Raw genomic sequence first — 21,678 nt, 5'->3', positions numbered from 1 at the left:
TGCCCGCGACACGCGCAGCCTGATTCGTCGACGTTGAAGAAGTAGAAAGAGATCGTTGTGACTAACCCAGAACTGCCCCAGGCATCCGACCGCGTGCGCGAACTGCACGCCCGGATGACCCTCGAAGAAAAGCTCGCCCAGCTCGTCGGCTACTGGGTCGACCAGGGCGGCGAGGTCGTCGCCCCCCTCGCCGGGGAAATGGCCACCTCGACGAAATACGACGAGGCGACGCAGCACGGGCTCGGCCACCTCACCCGGGTGTACGGCACCCGGCCGGTCGACCCCGTGGAGCGGGCCGAGTGGCTCTGGGCGGAGCAACGCCGCCTCACCGGAGAGACCCGGCTCGGCATCCCCGCCATCGTGCACGAGGAGTGCCTGACCGGACTCGCGGCGTGGAAGGCCGCGACGTTCCCCACCCCGCTCGCCTGGGGGGCCGCGTTCGATCCCGCCCTGGTGCAGGAGATGGGCCGCCTGATCGGCGGATCGATGAAGCAGCTCGGCATCCACCAGGGGCTCGCCCCGGTGCTCGACGTGATCCGCGACCCCCGCTGGGGCCGGGTCGACGAGTGCATCGCCGAAGATCCCTATGTGGTCGGGACCATCGGTACCGCCTACGTCACCGGTCTGCAGTCGGCCGGGGTGCACGCCACCCTCAAGCACTTCGTGGGCTACTCGGCCACGCAGGCCGGCCGGAACCACGCCCCGGTGCACGCCGGGTCGCGGGAGATCAACGACGTGTTCCTGCCCCCGTTCGAGATGGCCGTGCTCGACGGCGGGGTGCGGTCGGTGATGAACTCGTACGCCGAGATCGACGGCGCACCCGTGGGCGCCACCCCGGAGTACCTCACCGAGATCCTCCGCGACCGGTGGGGCTTCGACGGTGTCGTGGTGTCCGACTACTTCTCGGTGGCATTCCTGCAGCTGATGCATGCCGTCGCCGCCGACCGCGGTGAGGCCGCGGAACTCGCCCTGACCGCGGGGATCGACGTGGAGCTGCCCACCGGCGACGCTTTCCTCGCGCCACTGGCCGAGCGGGTGCGTGCCGGGCTGACAGATGAGGCGCTCATCGACCGGGCCGTGCTGCGGGTGCTCTCGCAGAAGGAGGACCTGGGCTTGCTCGATGAGACCTTCACCATGGCGCCCACCGAGATCGACCTGGACTCGCCAGAGCACCGGCGGGTGGCGCGGGTTCTGGCCGAGGAATCCCTGATCCTGCTGACTAACGACGGCGTCCTTCCGCTCCTGGGCGCCGGCGACCGGGGCCCAGGCACCATCGCGGTGCTCGGCCCGAACGCCGACTCGACCGAGGCCCTGATGGGCTGCTACTCGTTCGTGAACCACGTGCTGGCGCACCACCCTGACGTGCCGGCGGACCTGACCATGCCCACGGTGCTGGAGGCGCTCCAGCAGGAGTTCCCCTCGGCGGAGGTCGTGTGGGCCCCGGGCTGCGAGGTGGAGGGGTCCGACGCATCCGCGATCGCCGCCGCCGTCGAGACGGCGCGCGCCGCCGATGTGGCCGTGGTCGTCGTGGGCGACCGGGCCGGCCTCTTCGGTCGTGGGACCGTGGGTGAGGGCAACGACGCGGAAAGCCTCGAGCTGCCCGGGGTGCAACGTGAACTCGTGGAGGCCCTGGTCGCGACGGGCACTCCCGTGGTGATGGTGCTGATGACGGGCCGGCCGTATGCGGTGGCGTGGGCCGTCGACGGCCCGCACGCGCCCGCGGCGGTGCTGCAGGCGTTCTTCCCCGGTGAAGAGGGCGGAGTCGCGATCGCGTCGGTGCTGTCCGGCGCGGTCGCGCCGACCGGGCACCTGCCCGTGTCGCTGCCCAGGTCTGCCGGGGCGCAGCCCTACTCCTACCTGCACCCGATCCTGGGTGGCCCGTCTGACGTGACCAGCGTGGACAGCACCCCGGTGCTTCCGTTCGGGCACGGGCTGAGTTACACCACCTTCGACCGAACCGGGCTGGTGGCCGACGCCGAGGTCGCGGCCGGCGGCACGTTCTCGGCGAGTGTGCGCATCCGCAACACCGGCGAGCGGGTCGGCACCGATCTCGTGCAGCTCTATGCGCGGGATGTGCACGCCAGCGTCACCCGGCCGGTCGCCCAGCTGCTGGGCTACCACCGCGTTGCTCTCGAGCCCGGCGAGGAGGTCGTGGTGCGCTTCGCCGTTCCGACGGCCCGGCTGGCGTTCACCGGCCTCCGGCACGAGCGCATCGTCGAGCCCGGCCAGGTGGACCTGTGGGTGGGTGCCTCCTGTGCCGACAAGCAGACCCTCGCGCAGATCACCATCACCGGTGCCGTGCACCGTGTGACGGTGGCGGATGCTCGCCTGGTGCAGAGCCGGGTCGAGCGGGTGACTGAGCTCACGCGGGGGACCGCGGCGGTGCCGGTCTAGCGGCGGGGTGGGGGCGGCGCGCCCGGCACGGCGGCTTCGCGGCGTCGGCTGAGGTATGCGGGTCAGACGCCGCTGTGCGGGTGGCACGCCACCCGCATAGCGGCGCGTGACCCGCCCGCCCGTGAGCGGCATCCTCCCGCGCCTCCGCAGCCGCCGCCGCGCGCATCCACCCGCCGCGCTCGCCTCGGAGTCGCCGGGCGGGGCTCAACGGGGGCGGAAGCCCCGATGGGCAGAAGAAGGGGCAGGCCACCCCGATGACGGCCCGCCCCATGCGGTGGTGTTTCGGGTGTGACCTCGGTCGGGCCCTATCAACGGTGCCTCAGGGTCACACTTCGGGGAACACCCCCGTATGGGGGCATGGTATCCCCGTTCTTCCGTCTTCGAAAGGTGTCGGGCACGGATTCCTGCCGTCGCATGGTGTGATGTTTGGCAGGATGATCTGACACGTATCGCCACGCGGCCCCGGATGCTCCGGGCTGCCGCCGTGCCGGATCAGGGGGAGAGCCATGACGACGCAGCCAGGCCCCGCGGCCGCACCCGCAGTGCTGACCGTCGGGGGAGTGAGCAGGAGCCGCGGCTCCCGGCCGCCGGAGGATCTCGAGCGGCTGGCCCACCTCGTCGAGGCCGCCTGGGCGGTGGACGGCAACGCGGAGCGGGCCATCCGGTTCGCCGTCGCGTCGGCCGGGACCGTGCCGCACCCCGGCTCCGGCCGCACCGATGCCCTGTTCGACGCGCTCGCCACCGTGGCGGCGGCCGACCTCACGGCCGCCCGCGTGCTCGAGGCGCACACCGATGCCCTCACGATCCTGCAGCAGGCGCCGGGCGGCACGGCCGAGGCGGTCGCCACCCTGCCGGGCGCGGGCGGCGCGGAGCCGAGCAGCTGGGGCGTCTTCGCGGCGGAGGGCCCCGGCCTGCGGGTCGGCGCCACCCGCAGCCCGGGAGGCTGGCAGCTGAGCGGCCGAAAGCCCTGGTGCTCGCTGGCCGGCTCGCTCAGCCACGCGCTCGTGACCGCGCACACCACGCCGGACGGTGAGCAGCCGGCCCGTCGGCGGCTCTTCGCCGTGGACCTGGCCGATGCCGGCGTCGCGGTGCAGGAGGACGCCTGGTTCGCGACCGGACTCAGCCAGGTGCCCAGCGGTCCGGTGGACTTCACCGGTGTCCCGGCGGTGCCCGTCGGTGACGACGGCTGGTACCTCACTCGGCCGGGTTTCAGTTGGGGCGGCATTCAGGTGGCCGCTTGCTGGTGGGGCGGCGCCGTTGGCGTGGCCCGGCAGCTGCGGCAGGCGGCAGAGCGGCGTGAACCCGACCAGATCCTGCTGTCCCAGCTGGGCGCCGTGGACCTGGCCCTGATGGGCGCGGGCGCGGCGCTGGCTGACGCGGCCGCGGCGATCGATCGGGGTGAGGCAGAAGGCACGGCCGGCGGGCTGCTCGCCGCCCGGGTGCGCGGCCTCGTCGCGCGTACCGTGGACGAGGTGCTCGGCAGGGTCGGGCACGCGCTCGGCCCGGCCCCGCTCGCCCTGGATGCCCGGCACGCCCGCCGGGTGGCCGATCTCACTCTGTACGTTCGCCAGCACCACGCGGAGCGAGACGATGCGGCGTTAGGCCGCCGGCTGCTCGCGGAGGAGGCGGCCTCGTGGTGAGCTTCACGCACGACACCGGCGGCACCAGTGAACGGCGCTGGGACGAGGCCGACTGGTCGGACCGGAACCGGCCGCTCACGTTGGAGGGCTGTGCCCGACTGATCGTGGTGGCCGCCCACCCCGACGACGAGTCCCTCGGTGCCGGTGGGCTGATCGCCGTCGCCGGGCAGCTCGGGCTGGCGATCACGGTGATCGCCGCCACGAACGGTGAGGCCTCGCATCCGCGTTCGCCCACCCTGACCCCCGCCGATCTCGCCGCGGTACGCCGGGTGGAAATGGTGAACGCGGTGCGGGCGCTCGCGCCGACGGCGACGGTGCGCCTGCTCGACCTGCCCGACGGTGACCTGTCCCAGCACCGCAACAGCCTGGAGGAGGCGGTGTCGCAGGTGGTTGCGGCGGACGAGGCGGCCCCCGGGCCGGCCGGCGGGACCTGGATCGTCGCCCCGTGGCGGTTGGACGGGCATCCGGACCACGCGGCAGCTGGCGAGGCGGCTGCCCTCGTCGCCGGCCGCACCGGCGCCAGGCTGTTGGAGTACCCGATCTGGGCGTGGCACTGGTCGTCGCCGGAGGACCCGGTCTGGCCCACGGGTGCGGACGGCACGGCACTGTGCCGCCTCGACCTCGACGCGGCGGCCCGGGAACGCAAGAACACCGCCATGGCGGCGCACACCAGCCAGGTGCAGCCTTTGTCGGACCGGCCCGGTGACGAGGCCATCGTGCAACCGGGTTTCGCCGCCCACTTCGAGCGGGACCATGAAGTCTTCGTCGGCGCCGCGACCGACGTCCTCCCGGCAGCACCGGTCGCCGGGTCGCCCAGGGCCAGCCTCACGGCCGGCTTCTTCGACGAGTTCTACGCGGGGTCGGCGGATCCCTGGGGATTCGAAACCCGCTGGTATGAGGCCCGCAAACGCGCCGTGACCCTGGCGGCGTTGCCGCTGCCGCGCTACGGCGCCGCCCTCGAACTCGGCTGCTCGATCGGCGTGCTCAGCCGGGACCTCGCCGAGCGCTGCGACACCCTCCTGGCCACCGACATCAACGAACAGGCCCTCACCGTGGCCCGCGAGCGGCTGGCCGGCCTGGCCGGCGTGACAGTGGAGCGGCGCGCCCTGCCGGCCGAGTGGCCGGCCGGCACCTTCGACCTGGTGGTGCTGTCGGAGATCGGCTACTACTGCTCACCCGCTGACCTGGCCGTGCTGCTGGAACGGTGCCGGCGAAGTCTCACCCCGAACGGCGCTCTGGTGGCCTGCCACTGGCGGCACCCGGTGGGGGAATACCCGCTCGGCGGCGACGAGGTGCACGCGGCGCTCGCCGCCCTGCCCGGACTCGACCGCACCGTGCAGCACGTGGAGCGCGACTTCGTGTTGGAGGTCTACGAGCCGTCCCCGGCTCCCTCCGTGGCGCAGCGAGAGGGGCTCACGGAGTGACGACTCGCATCGACAGACTCATCGTGGTGGTCCCGGCCCGCGATGAGGAGAGCCGGCTGCCGCGGTGCCTGGCCGCGCTCGCCGACGCCGTGCAGGCCGTCGAGGACGAGTTCGGCACGGACGCCCCGGCCATCTCGGTCGTCGTGGTCCTCGACCGCTGCACCGACGGGTCTGCCGAGGTCGTGGCGCAGTGGCCGCAGTTCAGGGCGTTGGAGTGCTCGGCGGGATCGGTCGGCTCGGCCCGCCGGGAGGGCGTGGCCCACCTGTTGACCGACGCGGCGGCGGCGCACACCTGGGTGGCCACGACGGATGCCGACTCCGCGGTTCCCCGGCGCTGGCTGACGGCACAGCTGGCCCTGGCCCAGGCCGGCACCGAACTGGTGCTCGGCACCGTGCTGCCCGACGACGAACTGCCGGTGCAGGAACGTGCCCGCTGGCACGGGTCGCACACCCTGGTCGACGGTCATCCGCACGTGCACGGCGCCAACCTGGGTGTGCGCGCCGACCGCTACCTGCAGGCCGATGGGTTCAGCGACGTCGACTCGGACGAGGACGTGCTGCTGGTGGAGGCGCTCCGCACCCTCGGCGCGCGGGAGTGCCGCACCGCGCTCATCCCGGTGCTCACCTCTGGCCGGCTGGACGGCCGGGTGCCGGGCGGATTCGGCGGCTACCTCGCCGACCAGGTGATGACACGCTGACGAAAACTCAGAAATAGCTCGCGATCAGCGCCGTCGGGGGTCTAACATCTCGAACACGAGGAAACCCTCGGTTCTAGGAAAGGTTTGACACATGAATCTTCTAGTCATCATCATCGCCATCGTGGCCGTGGTCCTGCTCATCACCGGCGGGCTCGTCGAGTCCCTGCAATTCCTGCTCTGGGTCGGTGTGGTCCTCGCAGTGATCGCCGTCATCGTCTTCCTGCTCCGGACGATCTCGGGCCGCAAGGTCTGATTCGTCCTCGACACCAAAAACGGGCCGCGTGGACAACACGCGGCCCGTTCTGCGCCCTACGGCGTCTCGACGACGGTGAGCTCGGGGCGCTTGGGCGGGCGGCCGTCACCGGATGACCGGCCGGTGAGCCGGCGTCCGATCCAGGGCAGCACGTAGGCGGCGTAGTACGCGGCGGTGTCCTGGATGCGTTCCCGCGGCGGGGCCTCGCCGGCCGCGCCCTGGGCCCACCCGGCGGGAATCGGCACGTTCAGTGCGGTGAGCACATTCGTCGCGACCCTGGTGTGCCCGCGGGCGTTCAGGTGCAACTTGTCGGCTGACCAGAACCGGCCGTTCATGAGCTCGGTATCGATCCAGTTGTCGACCAGGGTCACGCCGGGCTTGCCGAAGGTCTCCCTGGCGGCCTCGGCGAGCCTGTCGCCGCGCTTCTGCATCAGGGAGCCCAGTGGCAGGTGCCTGGACGGGTTGCCGCCGCTGAGCACCACAACGTGGATGCCGTCGGCCACGGCCTTCTCGACGACGTGGTCGAGCAGATCGACGACGTAGGAGATTTCCACCCGTGGGCGCATCATGTCGTTGCCGCCGCCACATACCGTGAGCAGGTCGGGTTTCAGCGCCAGAGCCGGCTTGAGCTGGTCGCTCACGATCGGACCGAGCAGCTTGCCGCGGATGGCGAGGTTCGCGTAGGAGACCGGTTCGGGGGTGGCCGCAGCCAGCCCGATCGCTACGAGGTCGGCCCAGCCGCGAACCTGGCCGTCGGGCAGGTCGTCGCCGACGCCCTCGGTGAAGCTGTCACCGATCGCCACATACCGTCGGTACGGCTGTGCGTTTCGGTGCGGGGTGCTCTGATTCGGAGTGGGGATGGCGTTCGTGGGTTACTCCTTGGGCAGGTTGAGCCGGGTCATGATGGCATCGCGGGCCTGCTGGGCGGCGCGGCGCACATCCTTGTCGGGGTCGCGCAGGCGCACCACGATGGTGGGGATGTCCTGTTCGCGACCCTGCTCGGCGAGGGCGTTGAGGGCGGCGACCCGCACGCGGGGCACCTCGTCGGTGGTGGCCTTCACGAGCTTGGGCGCGACATCCAGCTTGCGCAGCATGACGACCTTCGCGCACATCTCGCGGATGCGCCAGGCCTCGTTGTTCAAGCCAACGACGACGTACGGCGCCGCGGAGTCGTTCCAGACGTGCAGCAGCGCACGGGCTCCCCACAGCTCGGGCCAGTACAGCGCCGGCGCTCCCTCGAGGATGCCGAGCGCGTGCCGGCCGCCCACGTAGAGCAGGAAGTCCTTGCCGGCGTTCTTGCCGCGCATCAGGGCTACGGAGTGGTCGACGACGGTGGACTCGCCGTAGTGTTCGACGGCCTTGGCGAGTCGTTCGGCCGTGGGCAGGTCGATCGGAAGATCGGGGTGTGGGGTCAATTTGTTATGCATAACGAGTCAACGTTATCCCGCGCGGAGTGTCGGTGTGGCTTCCGGAGGCCCGGCGACTTATTTCGTCACAGTGATTTGGCCCGCGGCGTTGCGATTGACACACTCGGAATCACTGCGGTACAAGGCCGCGCGAACCCTCAGGACCACCGTGATCTCCGTACAGCACGTCTCCAAGACCTTCCGCTCCGGCGGCACCGTCACCGCTGCCCTGCAGGACGTCTCGCTCGAGGTCGCCGAAGGGGAGATCTTCGGGGTGATCGGTCAGAGCGGTGCCGGTAAGAGCACCCTGATCCGCGCGGTCAACCTGCTCGAACGGCCGGACTCCGGCACCGTGACCGTCGACGGCGACCAGCTCACCGCTCTCTCGCCCGCCGATCTGCGCCGTGCCCGCCGCAAGATCGGCATGGTCTTCCAGCACTTCAACCTGCTGGCCGGCCGCACGGTGCGCGGAAACGTGGAACTGGGGCTGGAGATCATCGGCGTTGACGGCGACGCCCGCCGCCGCCGTGCCCTCGAGATCCTCGACCTGGTCGGCCTCGCCGACAAGGCCGGCGCCTACCCGGCGGAGCTGTCCGGAGGTCAGAAACAGCGAGTGGGCATCGCCAGGGCGCTGGCCGGCAGCCCCAAGGTGCTGCTCTCCGACGAGGCCACCAGCGCGCTGGACCCCGAAACCACCCGGTCGATCCTCGACCTGGTCAAGACCATCAACACCGACCTGGGCCTGACGGTGCTGCTGATCACGCACGAGATGGATGTCGTCAAGCGCATCTGCGATTCCGCCGCGCTGATCGAGGGCGGCCGGATCGTCGAGCAGGGGCGCATAGTCTCGCTGATCTCCACCGCCGGGTCCCGCCTCGCGCACGAGCTCTTCCCGCTCGGCGCCGTGCCGTCGCTGCCGGGCGACACCGTCATCGACATCACCTTCAGCGGCGGGTCGGCCGACCGCCCCGTGATCGCGCAGCTGGCGCGCACCTACGGTCTGGACGTGTCGATCCTCGGCGCTGCCATCGAGACCATCGGCGGCAACCAGGCCGGCCGCACCCGCCTGGCGCTGCCGGGCAGCGCGGCGGGCAATGCCGCGCCCATCTCAGACCTGCGCAGCCAGGGCATGCTCGTCGAAATCGTGGGGGAGTAACCGTGCTTCTGGATCCATCGCTGCCGCAATTCTGGTCTGACCTGGTCCAGGTGCTGCTCATCGGCACCGGCCAGACCCTCTACATGGTCGGCATCTCGCTGCTCATCACCATCATCGTGGGCCTGCCGCTGGGCATCGTGCTCGTCGGCACCGAACCCGGCGGCCTGTTCGAGAGCCCGTTCGGCTCCCGCCGGCTCGGCCGGGTGGTCAACCGGGTGCTCGATTTCGTCGTCAACCTCGGTCGCAGCGTGCCGTTCATCATCCTGATGGTGGCCCTGATCCCGTTCACCAGGCTGGTGGTGGGCACCTTCATCGGGCCCACCGCCGCCATCGTGCCGCTGGCCGTTGTGGCCATCCCGTTCTTCGCCCGCATGGTGGAGATCGCGATCAAGGAGGTCGACACCGGTCTGATCGAGGCCGCGGAGTCGCTCGGTGCGACCCGCTGGCAGATCGTGTCCAAGGTCCTCGTGCCCGAGGCGCTCTCGCCGATGATCCTGGGCCTGTCGACCACGGTGACCTCCATCATCAACTTCTCGGCCATGGTCGGCACCGTCGCCGGCGGCGGCTTGGGCGACGTGGCCGTGCGCTACGGCTACCAGCGCTACAGCACCATCCACATGGTCGCCGTGATCATCGTGATCTTCGTGATCGTCATGGTGCTGCAGGGGCTGGCGACGATGCTGGCCAAGCGATTCGCGCACAGGTCCCGGCCGACTCGCGCGGAGAAGACCGCGCCGGCCCTGCGTGCCAGCGCCGTCACCGGCGCGTAACCCCGACCCCACCCGACCGCGCCGCGTCAGTATGACGGCGTGGCCACCACCACCCACGAGAAGAGCCCTCCCATGCAGTTCACCTCCCGCGGAACGCGCCTTGCCGGTGCCGCCGTCACCCTCTCCGCCCTGTTCGCCCTCACCGCCTGCGCGGGAACGACCGACGAGCCCGCCACGACCGGAGCCGGCGACGACCTCGGCACGATCACGGTGGGCGCCCTGGCCACCCCGGCCGGCGACATCCTCAAGTTCGTGCAGGACAACCTGGCCGCCGACGCCGGGCTGGACATCACCTTCCAGGACTTCACCGACTACAACACCCCCAACGTGGCCCTGTCCGACGGTTCGATCGACGCGAACCTGTTCCAGAACGCCACCTTCCTGAAGACCTACAACGAGCAGGCCGGCGGCAGCCTGGTCAGCGTCGGCGAGATCTACCTGCCCAGCGCCGCGTTCTACAGCAACACCGTGGACTCCCTCGACGACCTCAAGGACGGCGCCACCATCGCCATCCCCAACGACCCGACCAACGAGGGCCGCGCGCTCAAGATCCTCGCCGCCGAGGGCCTGATCGAGACGACGGACGAGCCCACCTCGCTCGCCGACATCACTGACAACCCCAACAAGTACGAGTTCCGCGAGATCGAGAACGCCACCCTGCCGCAGGCCGTGCAGGATGTCGACGTGGCGTTCGTCACCATCTCGTTCGCTCTGCCGGCCGGGCTCACCGCCGACCAGGCGATCCTGATCGAGGGCTCGGACAGCCCCTACTTCAACGTGCTGGCCACCACGCCAGAGCTGGAGAACGACCCGCGCATCGTCAAGCTCACGGAGCTGCTGCTCTCAGACGAGACGCAGGCCTACATGGAGGAGACCTGGGGCGGACTGGTCATCCCCGCCGTCTGACCCTGACGACCCCGCGCTCGCACGCCCCGTCACTGCCGGCCGCTACGGCCTCAGTGGCGGGGCTTCGTCGTGACAGCATCGAGGTCGAGCTCGAAGGCCGTCGCGTTCTCGTAGGGACCGTAGCTGCCGATCTCGGCGAATCCCAACCGACGGTACAGCGCGAGCGCCTCCGGCTGGGCGTGCCCGGTTTCAAGCCGCACCGTCTGATAACCGAGCTGGCGGGCGAGGCCGGCCAGTTCGCGCAGCATCCGGCTGGCGTAGCCCTGGCGGCGGTAGTCCGGGTTCGTCCACATGCGCTTGATCTCCACGACGGTGTCGTCGATGCGCCGGATGCCGCCGCCCGCGACCGTCGTGCCGTCGTCCAGGAGTACCACGAACGCTCCGGTCGGCGACTCGAACTCGCCGGCGTCGACATCCAGCACCGACTCGCCGGCGCCGTGCCCGTAGCGGGCGTCGTACTCCTGGCGCAGGCCGGTGAGCAGGGGGGCAACCTCGGGGGCGGTCAGTGCGACCTGTACGTAATCCACTGGGCCAAGTCTGCCCTAACCGGCCCGACCGAACAATTCTGCGGGGCGCAAGTACACTCGATACGTGTCCGTGAATCCAGCAATCCAGGGTCGGGTCTTTCCCGCCGTGCCGCCGTATCTGGTCGGCCGGGAGAAGGTGCGCGAGTTCTCGCGTGCAGTCTTCGCGACCAACCCGATCAATTTCGACCCCGACGCCGCCCGTGCCGCGGGGCACAGCGACATCGTCGCGCCGCCGACATTCGCCGTGGTGGTGCAGGAGGCGACCCTCGCCCAGCTGCTCGCCGAGCCCGACGCCGGCATCGACTTCACCCGGGTGGTGCACGGCGACCAGCGGTTCAGCTACAGTCGCCCGATCGTGGCAGGTGACGAACTCACCGCAACGCTGCGCGTCGCCAGCGTGAAGAGCCTGGGCGGCCACTCGATGGTCACCGCGGAGTCGACAATCGTCGATGCCACCGGCGCCCACGTGGTCACCGCCACCTCCACCCTCGTCGTCAGGGGAGACGAATGACCACCAGCGCACCCGTCACGCCCAGCCTCGAGAGCCTCACCGTGGGCGACATCGTCGCCGAGAGCAGCTTCCCGCTGACCCGGGACTCCCTCGTGCGCTACGCGGGTGCCTCTGGCGACTTCAACCCCATCCACTACCGGGACGACGTCGCCCACGCGGTGGGGCTGCCCGGCGTGCTCGCGCACGGCATGCTCACCATGGGCCTGGCCATCCAACCCGTCGTCGACTGGGTCGGCGACTCGGCCCGGGTGCTGGACTACCAGGTGCGCTTCACCCGGCCGGTGCCGGTGGACCCCGACCTCGGCGCCGTGGTGACCGTGATCGCCAAGGTGGGCGCGCTCGACGCGGATGCCGGCGTGGCGCGGATCGACCTCACCGTGACCTTCAACTCCGTCACCGTTCTCGGCAAGGCGCAGGCGCGCGTCTCGCTGGTCTAGGCGACCATGACCGACCCCGTAGCCGCGCCTGTTCCGGCGCCCGTGACCCTGGCCGACCTGACGACCCTGCGGGTCGGCGGTGCCCCCGCGCACCTCGTCGCGCCGGCCGATGAGGCCGGCTTGATCCAGGCGGCCCTGGATGCCTGGGGCTCCGACGAACCGTGGGTGCTGCTCGGCGGTGGCTCGAACACCGTCGCGGCCGACGCCGGCTTCGACGGCACCGTCATCCACGTGTGCACCCGGGGTGTGGAGGTGCTCGCCACGGCGGCCGAGACCGGCGCCGATGCGGAAATCGACGCGGATGTCGACGGGCGCCCGGTGCGCATCCGTGTGCAGGCCGGCGAACCGTGGGACGACCTCGTCGCCCTCACGGTGGCCAACGGCTGGGCCGGCATCGAGGCGCTCTCCGGTATTCCCGGGACCAGCGGTGCGGCCCCGGTGCAGAACATCGGCGCCTACGGCCAGGAACTGGCCAACAGCCTGGCCGCCATAGACTTCCTCGACTTCGAGTCCGGCGAGGTGGAGCGGCTCAGCGCCGCCGAACTCGGCCTCGGCTACCGCACCTCGGTGCTCAAGCAGGGCCGCCGCGGAGTGGTGCTCGCCATCGAACTCGAGCTGCGCGACATGTCGGCACAGGCCGCCGTGCTCGGCGGCGCCCTGAGCCAGCCGGTGACTTACCCGCAGCTGGCCAACGCCCTCGGGGTACAGCTGGGCGACCGGGTGCCGCTGGCCGAACTGCGCCAGAGCGTGCTCGGCCTCCGGGCCGGTAAGGGCATGGTGCTCGACGCCGCCGACCCCGACACCTACAGCGCCGGGTCGTTCTTCACCAACCCGATCGTCACCGAGAGCTTCGCCCGCACCCTGCCCGACGAGGCCCCGCGCTGGAAGCAGGCCGAGATCGAGCTGCCCGACCGGGTGATCCCGCTCGACGAGTACGCCGGTGTGGGGCCGATGCCGGGCGTCGAGGTTCTGCGCACGGTGAAGCTCAGCGCTGCCTGGCTGATCGAGAACTCCGGCATCCATCGTGGCTTCCGGCTGCCCGGCTCCGGCGCGGCGATCTCGAGCAAGCACTCCCTGGCCATCACCAACACCGGCACCGCCACCGCCGACGAGATCGGCCAGCTCGCCCGGTTCGTACAGCAGCGCGTGCAGGCCGACTTCGGCGTCATCCTGCACCCTGAACCCGTCTTCGTGGGCTTCTAACTGCTCTAGCCGCGGCGTCGCGAGTTGCGCGAAAAATCCCCTTCGGAGGCATCCAGAGGGGATTCTGCGGCAAGTCGGTGAGAACCCCTTGCGTGACTTGCGGGAAAAGTCCCTTTGGAAGCATCGCAAGGGGCGTTTTGCGGCATGTCGGCGGGCCGCGAAGCGGCGGCCTGGCTGGCAGGCGGCACCAGGGCGAGCGGATGCGTCAGAGCAGGCGCAGCTCCATCGCGAGGGTGACCGCCCGGGTGCGGTCGCCCACGCCGAGCTTCTCGAACACGTGCAGCAGGTGCGTCTTCACCGTGGCCTCGCCGATGAACAGCGACCTGGCGATCTGCGGGTTGCTCTCGCCGGCCGCCACCAGACGCAGCACCTGCAGTTCGCGGGCCGACAGCCGGGGCGCCGGCGCGGCATCCGCCCGCACCCGCTGCACCAGCCGGGCGGCGATCACGGGCGCCAGCACGGTCTGGCCGCCGTATACCGAGCGCACACCCTCGATGATCTCCGCCTGCGGGGCCGCCTTGAGCAGGTAGCCGCTGGCGCCGGCGGCGATCGCGCCGAGGATCTGGTCGTCGGACTCGTAGGTGGTGAGGATCAGAACCCGGGTGGCCGGGTTCTGCGCCAGAATCTGCGCGGTGGCTGCGGCGCCGTCCAGGTGCGGCATCCGCAGGTCCATCAGCACCAGGTCGGGCCGCAACTCGCCGGCCAGACGCACCGCCATGGCTCCGTCGGCGGCCTCGCCGACCACCTCGATGTCGTCGGCGCCGCCGAGCAGGCCCACAATGCCGCCGCGCACGATCGGATGGTCGTCGGCGACCAGCACCCGGATCATCCGCGCCCGCCGGTGCTGGGCGCCGTCACCAACAGGGGCAGGGTCACCCGCAGCACCGTGCCGGAGCCGTTCTCCGCGTCGGTCACCTCGAGCCGGCCGCCCACCAGGCCGACCCTGTCGCGCATACCCGTCAGCCCGAAGCCGTGCTCGGACTCCGGGCGGTAAGCGCCCAGGCCCCTGCCGTTGTCGGTGACGGTGAGGGCGACCTCGTGGGGTGTGCGAGCGATGGCGATGCGGGCGGCGCCGGCGCCGGAGTGTTTGCGCACATTGGCGAGGCCCTCCTGACCGCAGCGCAGCAGGACCACCTCGAGGGCGCGGTCCAACGGGAGCAATTCGGTCCCGGGGTCAGCGCTCGCCGGGTCGAGGCCGGTGAGTTCGACGGTCACCTGGATCCCGGTCTCCCTCTCGAAGCGTTCCGCGAGCCGGGTCACGGTGTGAGCGAGGTCGCCGTCGGCGGCGCGCACCGGCGACATCGACGCCACCAGGGCACGGGCCTCGGTGAGAGCGTCGCGCCCGGTCGACTCGATCAGGTCGAGACTGTCGGCAACGGTCGACGTGTCGCCGGGAAGGGCGGCGAGTTCGGAGCGGGTGCGCTGGGTGAGCATCACCAGGCTGGTGAGGCTCTGCGCGATGGTGTCGTGGATCTCGCGGGCCAACCGCTCACGCTCGGCCGCGCTGCCGGCATCCCGCTGCGCCGCCGCCAGCTCGTCCTGGGCCAGGGTGAGTTCCTCCACCAACCGGCGCTGATAGGCGCCGGCCTCGACGATGCGGGAGATCCAGGTGCCCATCGCCAGGGCGAACGCCAATGAGATCCCTTCGATGGCGGCCGCCTGCACGGCGGCGTCCGCCGTGCGCCCGCCGCTGATCCACAGGCCCAGCCCGGTCACGGTGGCCAGGGTGATGTTGAGCAGCACCGCGCCCCGGTATGTTCTGGCGAGCACCCAGAGAAACGGGAACACCAACGTCTGCAGCGTGGCCATGCTCGGGTCGAACGCCGTCGCGACGCCGCAGGCCACGATCACGACCACCCGGAAACCGGTGTCGGCAACCGAGGGCGCGACCTCCGGACGGTCGGTTGCCCGGGCGATCGCCATGCGGCCCCAACCGAGGTACGCCACGCCGACGGCCGCGAGGCTGAGGAGCGCCCCGATCCGTGCCGGTGCGCCACCGCCGGAGCCCTCGATCGCCATGACGGCGAGGACGGTCAGCGCCCCGGCGACCGCCACATCCCACCAGCGCCGTGTGCTCATGCGACAAGCATCCCATGTGCCGCACGCCCCGGGCACGGCGGGTGCATCAGGAGTCCTTGCGGATCCAACGGAAGGTGAGCCGACTGCCGACGAGCCCCACCACCAGCCAGATCAGCAGCGCGATCGCCACCAGGCCCAACTCCCAGGCGCCGTTCTGCTCCTGGGCGGCGAAGCTGTCCGGCAGGAACACCGCACGCATGCCCTGCGCCATCCACTTGAGCGGGAACAGGCTGGCGACGTTCTGCATCCACTCCGGCAGGGCGTTGAACTGCAGGTAGACGCCGGAGATGAACTGCAGCACCAGCACGATGGGGATCACCACGGCCGACGCGCTGCGGCCCGACCGCGGCAGGGCCGAGAGGGCGATGCCCAGGAACGCGCAGGTGATCACGCCGAGCAGGAACACCCAGATGAAGGTGAGCCACTTCTCCGGCTCGGTGGGCAGGGCGATGTCGAAGGCGAACCGGGCCACGATCAGCAGCAGCACGGCCTGCAGGATGCCCGTGACGAGCACCTGGCCGATCTTGCCGATGAAGTAGCTCAGCGGCGACAGCGGGGTGCCGCCGAGCCGTTTGAGGGTGCCGTCGCCCTTCTCGCCGGCGATGTCGATCGCGAGGTTCTGCAGGCCGGAGAGCAGCATGCCCGCGGCCAGCATGCCGGGCAGGTAATACGCGCCGACGCTGATGCCGCCGGAGCCGTCCGGGTTCGTGCCGATGTTGCCCTGAGCGCTGAACGCCGCGGTGAAAATGCCCAGCATGATGAACGGGAACAGGAACGTGAAGAAGACGGTGTCTGTGGAGCGGAAGTACAGCTTGATCTCGAAGCCGATGCGGGCCAGGCCCAGGCTGAACAGCCCATGCCGAGTAGTGCGGTGACCGACCGGTTGGGGCAACTGTGGGGTCGGTTGCGGGGTCAGGGTCGCGCTCATGCGAGTACCTCCGTGCTTGCGGTGTCACTGGTGCTGCCGGCCGCGTGACCGCGCACCAGGCCCAGGTAGATGTCTTCGAGGCTGGGTCGGATGACCTGCAGTTCGGCGGGTTCGCCGCCGAGGTCCCTGGCCAGCTGGGCGACCAGGCCGGCGGGGGTCTCGGTGCGCGCCTCCCGCTGCACCCCGTCGGCGTCTCGCCAGCGCACCATCGGGATGCGGGCGGCGGGGCCGCCGAGTTCGCCGATCGTGCCGATGTCGATGAGCCTGCCGCCCACGATGATGCCGGCGCGGTCGCTGAGCTCCGCCGCCTCGTCGAGGTTGTGGGTGGTCAGCAGAATGGTGGTGCCCTCACCCTTGAGGGTGCGGATGAGATCCCAGAACTGGTGCCGGGCCTCGGGGTCGAATCCGGTGGTCGGTTCGTCCAGGAAAAGCAGTTCCGGCCGGCCGATGATGCCCAGCGCAACATCCACCCGTCGTTGCTGACCGCCGGAGAGCCGGTGGATGCGGGTCTTCGCCTTCTCCTCAAGCCCGACCGCGGCGAGGACCTCCTCCACCGGTCGGGGGTTGGGGTACAGGCTCGCGAAGTGCCGCAGCTGCTCGAGCACTGTGGCGTTGCCGCTCTCACCGCTGGATTGCAGGACGATGCCGATGCGGGCCTTCCAGTCCAGACCGGCGTGCTGCGGGTCAACGCCCAGGACCGTGACGTCGCCTTCTGAACGGTCGCGGTAGCCCTCAAGGATTTCGATGGTGCTGCTCTTGCCGGCCCCGTTGGGTCCGAGCAGCGCAAAGGTCTCGCCGGGGCGGATGTCGAAGCTGATGTCGTTGACGGCATCGAACGCGCCGTACGACTTACTCAGCCGCGAGACGCGCACTGCCGGAGGTGAAGTAGTCATGTACCCACAATCGTCCCAGTGCTGATTCTGGGCAACACCCTCCCGACCGACCTGCCCATCCACCACCCGGTGGATGCCAAAGGTCGATAGGGTTCGGGGAACAAACCGGGGGAGAAACACCATGAACGACGCCAATGGAGCCAACACACACCAGGAGCCCACGGGAGCGGCGGGGGACCCGGCAGTGGCCGGCGCTCCGGTGAGCGGTGCGCCTGAGAAACGTCGCAGCGCGTTGCGGCCGTGGCTGTGGCTGCCGGTGGCGGGCTTCGCGGTGCTGTCCATCACGGGTGCGGTGGTCGGCGGTTTCCTGGTCGGCGGCAGCGTGGTCGACGGGGTGAACGCGGGCCGGGCCGGAGTGCTCGCGGTGCCGACGGAGGCAGCCACCGACGTCGCGGAGCCGACCGACGCACCGACGCCCGCGTCAACCTCCGGCGCCGATCTCGCCGGGCAGGAGGGCACCGTGTCCCTCGACGACCAGGTCGACCTCGGGGGCACCTTCCCGGCGTGGGGATACCCGATCCTGGACGGCTGGGGGGTCACCGTGTTCGACGAGCAAGGCATCAACCAGTCCGAGAATTCGGAGCTCGGCTGCCAATTGACGTCATCCCAGAACGTGCAGAGCGCCTACGACGCCGGCGCGACGGACGATCTCACCGACACTCTCGCAACCGTGGATGCGCTTGAGCAGCAGCTGCTGTCGGCCGGAAACGACGCCACGCTGGTCGGCGAACTCGGATTCACCGACTTCGGCATCAACCTGCCCGGCGCCGCGGAGCGCATCGAGTTCCTCACCACCCGTATCGACTACGTGGATCCTGAAGCGGGCGTGAGTTACACGAACGAGATCGCGGCCAGGGCGATGCCACTGTCGGAATCGTTCATGTACATCGTGGTGCGGTGCCCGACCTCGCTGGTCGACGCCGGCGGCAGCCCGTTCGAGGAGCTGCGGGCCGGTCTCGCCGTCATCATCGACGGGCCGGGGAAAGTCGGTCCGGAGTGAGCCGGGCCTAGGAGAACAGCTTCTGCAGGCGCTGGACACCCTCCAAGAGCGCGTCGTCACCCAGAGCGTAGGACAGCCGCAGGAAGCCGCTGGGGCCGAAGGCCTCACCGGGAACCGCGGCCACCTCGGCCTGATCCAGAATCAGGTCGGCCAGCTCGAGCGAGGAGGTGGGGGTGACCCCGCCCCAGCTGCGGCCGAGCAGTCCGGTCACGTCGGGGTAGACGTAGAACGCGCCCTGCGGGGTGGGCGTGCGGATGCCCGGGATCTTGTTGAGCTCGGCGACGATGAGCTTGCGCCGACGGTCGAACGCAACCCGCATGGCCTCGGCGTCGTCCTGCGGGCCGTTCAGCGCGGCGATACCGGCGCGCTGGGAGATGTTCGACACGTTCGAGGAGAGATGTGACTGCAGGTTGGCCGCGGCGGTGATCGCATCCTGGGGTCCGACCATCCAGCCCAACCGCCAGCCGGTCATGGCGTAAGTCTTGGCGACGCCGTTGACCAGGATGGTGCGGTCGGCCAGCGCTGGGACGACCTCGACGATCGAGACCGCTTTGACACCGTCATAGGTGAGGTTCTGGTAGATCTCATCACTGATGACCCAGAGCCCGTGCTCTTGGGCCCATTCGCCGATGGCGCGGGTCTGCTCCTCGGAGTAGACGGCGCCGGTGGGGTTGGACGGCGAGACGAACAGAAGCACCTTGGTCTTGTCGGTGCGGGCAGCCTCGAGCTGCTCCACGGTGACGAGGTAGCCCTGGTCGCTGCCGGCGAACACATCGACGGGCACGCCACCGGCCAGGCGGATCGCCTCGGGGTACGTGGTCCAGTACGGCGTGGGCAGAAGCACCTCGTCGCCCGGATCGAGCAGGGTGGCGAAGGCCTGGTAGACGGCCTGCTTTCCACCGTTGGTCACGAGGACCCGGGACGGGGGCACCGCCAGGCCGCTGTCCCGCAGGGTCTTCGCGGCGATGGCCTCGCGCAGGTCCGGCAGCCCGGCCGCCGGGGTGTACCGGTGGTTGCGCGGGTCGGACACGGCGGCCAGAGCGGCCTCGACGATGTGCGGCGGGGTGGGGAAATCGGGCTCGCCCGCAGCGAAGCTGATCACCGGCCGGCCGGCCGCCTGCAGCGCCTTGGCCTTGCCGTCGACCTTGAGGGTCGCGGACTCCGCGATGGAGCCGATTCTGGTGGAAATCCGTTTGATGTCGTGTGCCACGGTACGAGCATACGGGGCGGTCGTGTTCGGGGAACAGGGGGGCTGGCTTTACAGGGCTCTCGCCGTGACCTAGACTTGGTCCGGTAGTTGAAATCTGCCAAGCTTTTTTGCGCCTATTTTGGTCGTTTGAAGCTGGACGGTTTCGCTTCATAGGGTGGTGGCTCAATTGGTAGAGCAGCGGTCTCCAAAACCGCAGGTTGCAGGTTCGAGTCCTGTCCGCCCTGCAAGTCGGTGGTCTTTCCGCCGGCCCACGAAAGGTGTAACAGGTGGCCCGAAAAGTTATCGACGAACCCAGCGAGGAAATCGTCGCCAACGCCAAAGTGGCCCGCGAAACAAAGCGCGGACCATTCGCTCGGGTGTCCCTGTTTATCAAGCAGGTCCTGGCCGAACTTCGCAAGGTCGTCACCCCGACCCGCAAGGAACTGCTCAGCTACACCGGAGTGGTTCTGATTTTCGTCGTGATCATGATGGCGCTGGTATCGGCACTCGACTGGGTGTTCGCGCTCGTCGTCACGTACGTATTCGGCACTCCCAGTTGACCGGTGCCGCGAGAGCGGCATCCAGACTGATCATGCACGTGGATCGGTGAGCCAGCACCACAGCAGTGAACAACACTGTGCGGCCTCACGCCCACGCAATAGAAGAAGGATTGATATTTAGTGACTGAGACCAATCGCGACGACGTCGACTGGGCCACCGCCGCCGAGCAGTCCTCCAACGACGATGAGGCGCAGGAGGGTAACACCCTCGCCGCCGACGAAACGTCCGTCGAAGCCGCCGAGCAGGTCGCCCTGCACGTCGAAGACGAAAACGCCGACATCGAAGTCGATCTCGACGCCGCCCTGGACGCTCTCTCCGAGTCGACCGACCCCGAAGCCGACGCCATCGTCGAGGACGCCCTCGACATCGACAACGCCGACGAGGCCGAGGCCGCCGTCGAAGCCGTCGAAGACGAAGAAGAGGTCGACGCCGAAGACGAAGACCCCTACGAGGCCTTCCGCAAGGAACTGCGTTTCCAGCCCGGCAAGTGGTTCGTCATCCACTCCTACGCCGGTTTCGAACGCCGCGTGAAGTCGAACATCGAGAACCGCAAGCAGTCGATGGCCATGGAAGATTACATCTACCAGGTCGAGGTCCCGATGGAAGACGTCGTCGAGATCAAGAACGGCCAGCGCAAGATGGTCACCCGTGTTCGCATCCCCGGCTACGTGCTGGTGCGCATGGATCTCAACGAAGACAGCTGGTCCGTCGTGCGTCACACCCCCGGCGTCACCGGCTTCGTGGGCAACGCGCACAACCCCACCCCGCTGCGTTTCGAAGAGGCCTTCGGCATGCTCAAGGGCCTCGTTGAGATCAAGGATGTTCCGGCCACCAAGTCCGGCGCTCCCGGCAAGGCCGCACAGCGCGTCCTGCCCGCCGAGATCGACTACGAAATCGGCGAGACCATCACGATCAAGGAAGGCTCGTTCGCGGGCCTGCCCGGTTCGATCAGCGAGATCAAGCCCGAGAGCGGCAAGCTCATCGTGCTCGTTTCGCTCTTCGAGCGTGAGACCCCGGTCGAGCTCAGCTTCGACCAGGTCACCAAGCTTTAGGCTCCGCCGGCCTCCAGCCAGCAGAGCCCTGAACCACCGGGGCCCATCCGGGCCACCGGGAGAGCGACCTTCGCGGCCGCTCGAACATCAATAACGAAGGAAGAACAATGGCACCGAAGAAGAAGGTTACTGGTCTGATCAAGCTTCAGATCAAGGCCGGCGCCGCCAACCCCGCACCGCCCATCGGGCCGGCGCTGGGACAGCACGGCGTCAACATCATGGAATTCTGCAAGGCATACAACGCCCAGACGGAATCCCAGCGCGGCAACGTCATCCCGGTTGAGATCACCGTTTACGACGACCGTTCGTTCACGTTCATCCTGAAGACCCCGCCCGCAGCGGAGCTCATCAAGAAGGCCGCCGGAGTTGCCAAGGGCAGCGGAACGCCGCACACCGTCAAGGTTGCCAAGCTCACCAAGGCGCAGGTTCGCGAAATTGCCGAGGCCAAGATGGTTGACCTCAACGCCAACGACCTCGACGCTGCGTCGAAGATCATCGCCGGAACCGCTCGCTCCATGGGCATCACGGTCGAGGGCTAATACCCCTTCGTTCGATTCGTCGAACACCAGCCGACGGGCATGATCGATCTCGATCTGCCGACAGGCACCAAGTGGAAGAGCCAGCCAGGCTCACGAAAACCACGCTCTCAGC

Annotated in this window: 23 protein-coding genes and 1 tRNA gene; 16 read left to right on the top strand and 8 right to left on the bottom strand. The window is 69.4% G+C overall.

Annotated elements, in window-relative coordinates; all coding sequences use genetic code 11:
- Positions 1 to 57 precede the first annotated feature (57 nt).
- The 5 genes from C3B61_RS10475 (at position 58) to C3B61_RS19700 (ending at position 6,409) form a co-directional block, all read left to right on the top strand.
- Positions 58 to 2,394, top strand: coding sequence for a beta-xylosidase/alpha-l-arabinosidase (locus C3B61_RS10475; RefSeq protein ID WP_482764184.1), 2,337 nt, complete (start codon positions 58 to 60; stop codon positions 2,392 to 2,394).
- Between the two features lie 506 nt (positions 2,395 to 2,900).
- Positions 2,901 to 4,034 (top strand): acyl-CoA dehydrogenase family protein, encoded by a 1,134-nt coding sequence (locus tag C3B61_RS10470; protein WP_103460549.1) that lies wholly within the window; start codon positions 2,901 to 2,903, stop codon positions 4,032 to 4,034.
- On the top strand, positions 4,028 to 5,458 hold the full coding sequence (locus tag C3B61_RS10465; RefSeq protein WP_103460548.1) for a bifunctional PIG-L family deacetylase/class I SAM-dependent methyltransferase: 1,431 nt from the start codon (positions 4,028 to 4,030) through the stop codon (positions 5,456 to 5,458). Before C3B61_RS10470 ends, C3B61_RS10465 begins: the two co-directional genes overlap by 7 nt.
- A complete protein-coding gene (locus C3B61_RS10460; protein ID WP_244285909.1) occupies positions 5,455 to 6,156 on the top strand; it encodes a glycosyltransferase family 2 protein in 702 nt (233 codons plus the stop codon). Before C3B61_RS10465 ends, C3B61_RS10460 begins: the two co-directional genes overlap by 4 nt.
- 91 nt (positions 6,157 to 6,247) lie before the next feature.
- Entirely contained in the window at positions 6,248 to 6,409 is a 162-nt protein-coding gene (locus C3B61_RS19700; protein WP_165787843.1) for a hypothetical protein, read from the top strand.
- 56 nt (positions 6,410 to 6,465) lie between these two features.
- Here C3B61_RS19700 and C3B61_RS10455 read toward each other — a convergent pair whose 3' ends face one another.
- Complete coding sequence (locus C3B61_RS10455) at positions 6,466 to 7,212, bottom strand: SGNH/GDSL hydrolase family protein (RefSeq protein WP_241980048.1); 747 nt, start codon at positions 7,210 to 7,212, stop codon at positions 6,466 to 6,468.
- A 69-nt stretch (positions 7,213 to 7,281) separates the two neighbouring features.
- The gene (locus C3B61_RS10450) at positions 7,282 to 7,836 is read right to left on the bottom strand and encodes a HEAT repeat domain-containing protein (RefSeq protein WP_088455003.1); all 555 of its coding nucleotides are present in this window, start codon (positions 7,834 to 7,836) and stop codon (positions 7,282 to 7,284) included.
- A 148-nt stretch (positions 7,837 to 7,984) separates the two neighbouring features.
- Between C3B61_RS10450 and C3B61_RS10445 the strand changes: the two genes are divergently transcribed.
- The 3 genes from C3B61_RS10445 to C3B61_RS10435 are packed head-to-tail and all read left to right on the top strand — an operon-like array spanning position 7,985 to position 10,647.
- Complete coding sequence (locus C3B61_RS10445; protein ID WP_103460579.1) at positions 7,985 to 8,971, top strand: methionine ABC transporter ATP-binding protein; 987 nt, start codon at positions 7,985 to 7,987, stop codon at positions 8,969 to 8,971.
- A gap of 2 nt (positions 8,972 to 8,973) precedes the next feature.
- Positions 8,974 to 9,741 (top strand): methionine ABC transporter permease, encoded by a 768-nt coding sequence (locus tag C3B61_RS10440; protein ID WP_279628297.1) that lies wholly within the window; start codon positions 8,974 to 8,976, stop codon positions 9,739 to 9,741.
- Positions 9,742 to 9,780: 39 nt separating this feature from the next.
- Positions 9,781 to 10,647, top strand: a complete 867-nt coding sequence (locus C3B61_RS10435) for a MetQ/NlpA family ABC transporter substrate-binding protein (protein ID WP_243399356.1) — start codon at positions 9,781 to 9,783, stop codon at positions 10,645 to 10,647.
- Between the two features lie 50 nt (positions 10,648 to 10,697).
- On the opposite strand, the gene C3B61_RS10430 is transcribed toward C3B61_RS10435, so the two are convergent.
- Entirely contained in the window at positions 10,698 to 11,174 is a 477-nt protein-coding gene (locus C3B61_RS10430; protein WP_103460546.1) for a GNAT family N-acetyltransferase, read from the bottom strand.
- 64 nt (positions 11,175 to 11,238) lie between these two features.
- On the opposite strand from C3B61_RS10430, the gene C3B61_RS10425 reads away from it, so the two are divergent.
- Genes C3B61_RS10425 through C3B61_RS10415 form a run of 3 tightly spaced genes read left to right on the top strand, consistent with a single transcriptional unit; the run spans position 11,239 to position 13,325 of the window.
- The gene (locus tag C3B61_RS10425; RefSeq protein WP_088455006.1) at positions 11,239 to 11,685 is read left to right on the top strand and encodes an FAS1-like dehydratase domain-containing protein; all 447 of its coding nucleotides are present in this window, start codon (positions 11,239 to 11,241) and stop codon (positions 11,683 to 11,685) included.
- Positions 11,682 to 12,122 carry a MaoC family dehydratase gene (locus C3B61_RS10420; protein WP_103460545.1) on the top strand — a complete coding sequence of 147 codons (441 nt, stop codon included), beginning with the start codon at positions 11,682 to 11,684 and terminating at the stop codon, positions 12,120 to 12,122. Before C3B61_RS10425 ends, C3B61_RS10420 begins: the two co-directional genes overlap by 4 nt.
- Positions 12,123 to 12,128: 6 nt before the next feature.
- A complete protein-coding gene (locus C3B61_RS10415) occupies positions 12,129 to 13,325 on the top strand; it encodes a UDP-N-acetylmuramate dehydrogenase (RefSeq protein WP_103460544.1) in 1,197 nt (398 codons plus the stop codon).
- A gap of 205 nt (positions 13,326 to 13,530) precedes the next feature.
- Here C3B61_RS10415 and C3B61_RS10410 read toward each other — a convergent pair whose 3' ends face one another.
- Genes C3B61_RS10410 through C3B61_RS10395 form a run of 4 tightly spaced genes read right to left on the bottom strand, consistent with a single transcriptional unit; the run spans position 13,531 to position 17,225 of the window.
- Positions 13,531 to 14,154, bottom strand: a complete 624-nt coding sequence (locus tag C3B61_RS10410; protein ID WP_103460543.1) for a response regulator — start codon at positions 14,152 to 14,154, stop codon at positions 13,531 to 13,533.
- Positions 14,151 to 15,404, bottom strand: coding sequence for a sensor histidine kinase (locus C3B61_RS10405; RefSeq protein ID WP_103460542.1), 1,254 nt, complete (start codon positions 15,402 to 15,404; stop codon positions 14,151 to 14,153). Before C3B61_RS10405 ends, C3B61_RS10410 begins: the two co-directional genes overlap by 4 nt.
- 46 nt (positions 15,405 to 15,450) lie before the next feature.
- Positions 15,451 to 16,332: an ABC transporter permease gene (locus C3B61_RS10400; protein WP_103460541.1), complete on the bottom strand. Its 882-nt coding sequence runs from the start codon at positions 16,330 to 16,332 to the stop codon at positions 15,451 to 15,453.
- On the bottom strand, positions 16,329 to 17,225 hold the full coding sequence (locus C3B61_RS10395; RefSeq protein ID WP_103460540.1) for an ABC transporter ATP-binding protein: 897 nt from the start codon (positions 17,223 to 17,225) through the stop codon (positions 16,329 to 16,331). The genes C3B61_RS10400 and C3B61_RS10395 overlap by 4 nt, the downstream gene beginning before the upstream one ends.
- Before the next feature lie 121 nt (positions 17,226 to 17,346).
- Here C3B61_RS10395 and C3B61_RS10390 point away from each other — a divergent pair, with 121 nt between their 5' ends.
- The gene (locus tag C3B61_RS10390) at positions 17,347 to 18,225 is read left to right on the top strand and encodes a hypothetical protein (protein ID WP_103460539.1); all 879 of its coding nucleotides are present in this window, start codon (positions 17,347 to 17,349) and stop codon (positions 18,223 to 18,225) included.
- A gap of 7 nt (positions 18,226 to 18,232) precedes the next feature.
- Here C3B61_RS10390 and C3B61_RS10385 read toward each other — a convergent pair whose 3' ends face one another.
- Positions 18,233 to 19,435, bottom strand: a complete 1,203-nt coding sequence (locus tag C3B61_RS10385) for a pyridoxal phosphate-dependent aminotransferase (protein WP_165791149.1) — start codon at positions 19,433 to 19,435, stop codon at positions 18,233 to 18,235.
- Between the two features lie 151 nt (positions 19,436 to 19,586).
- On the opposite strand from C3B61_RS10385, the gene C3B61_RS10380 reads away from it, so the two are divergent.
- From C3B61_RS10380 to rplK, 4 genes are all read left to right on the top strand, one after another.
- Positions 19,587 to 19,659: transfer RNA gene (locus C3B61_RS10380), tRNA-Trp, on the top strand.
- A 42-nt stretch (positions 19,660 to 19,701) separates the two neighbouring features.
- Positions 19,702 to 19,974, top strand: coding sequence for a preprotein translocase subunit SecE (secE, locus tag C3B61_RS10375; RefSeq protein ID WP_088455015.1), 273 nt, complete (start codon positions 19,702 to 19,704; stop codon positions 19,972 to 19,974).
- 120 nt (positions 19,975 to 20,094) lie between these two features.
- The gene (gene nusG, locus C3B61_RS10370) at positions 20,095 to 21,027 is read left to right on the top strand and encodes a transcription termination/antitermination protein NusG (protein WP_103460538.1); all 933 of its coding nucleotides are present in this window, start codon (positions 20,095 to 20,097) and stop codon (positions 21,025 to 21,027) included.
- Positions 21,028 to 21,134: 107 nt separating this feature from the next.
- Entirely contained in the window at positions 21,135 to 21,566 is a 432-nt protein-coding gene (gene rplK / locus C3B61_RS10365) for a 50S ribosomal protein L11 (RefSeq protein ID WP_066592266.1), read from the top strand.
- Positions 21,567 to 21,678: the final 112 nt, after the last annotated feature.

The sequence above is a fragment of the Cryobacterium zongtaii genome (genome assembly GCF_002909375.1).
In the GTDB taxonomy this organism is placed as follows: Bacteria; Actinomycetota; Actinomycetes; order Actinomycetales; family Microbacteriaceae; genus Cryobacterium; species Cryobacterium zongtaii.
Note: the sequence above shows the minus strand (reverse complement) of the source record. Positions and strands in the feature narration are given on the sequence as shown.

Excerpts from the sequence above, each read along its gene's own strand:
- C3B61_RS10470 (WP_103460549.1), top strand. The coding sequence starts at position 2,901 with ATGACGACGCAGCCAGGCCCCGCGGCCGCACCCGCAGTGCTGACCGTC.
- C3B61_RS19700 (WP_165787843.1), top strand. The coding sequence starts at position 6,248 with ATGAATCTTCTAGTCATCATCATCGCCATCGTGGCCGTGGTCCTGCTC.
- C3B61_RS10450 (WP_088455003.1), bottom strand. The coding sequence starts at position 7,836 with ATGCATAACAAATTGACCCCACACCCCGATCTTCCGATCGACCTGCCC.
- C3B61_RS10420 (WP_103460545.1), top strand. The coding sequence starts at position 11,682 with ATGACCACCAGCGCACCCGTCACGCCCAGCCTCGAGAGCCTCACCGTG.
- C3B61_RS10415 (WP_103460544.1), top strand. The coding sequence starts at position 12,129 with ATGACCGACCCCGTAGCCGCGCCTGTTCCGGCGCCCGTGACCCTGGCC.
- C3B61_RS10410 (WP_103460543.1), bottom strand. The coding sequence starts at position 14,154 with ATGATCCGGGTGCTGGTCGCCGACGACCATCCGATCGTGCGCGGCGGC.
- C3B61_RS10405 (WP_103460542.1), bottom strand. The coding sequence starts at position 15,404 with ATGAGCACACGGCGCTGGTGGGATGTGGCGGTCGCCGGGGCGCTGACC.
- C3B61_RS10400 (WP_103460541.1), bottom strand. The coding sequence starts at position 16,332 with ATGAGCGCGACCCTGACCCCGCAACCGACCCCACAGTTGCCCCAACCG.
- C3B61_RS10395 (WP_103460540.1), bottom strand. The coding sequence starts at position 17,225 with ATGACTACTTCACCTCCGGCAGTGCGCGTCTCGCGGCTGAGTAAGTCG.
- C3B61_RS10390 (WP_103460539.1), top strand. The coding sequence starts at position 17,347 with ATGAACGACGCCAATGGAGCCAACACACACCAGGAGCCCACGGGAGCG.
- rplK (WP_066592266.1), top strand. The coding sequence starts at position 21,135 with ATGGCACCGAAGAAGAAGGTTACTGGTCTGATCAAGCTTCAGATCAAG.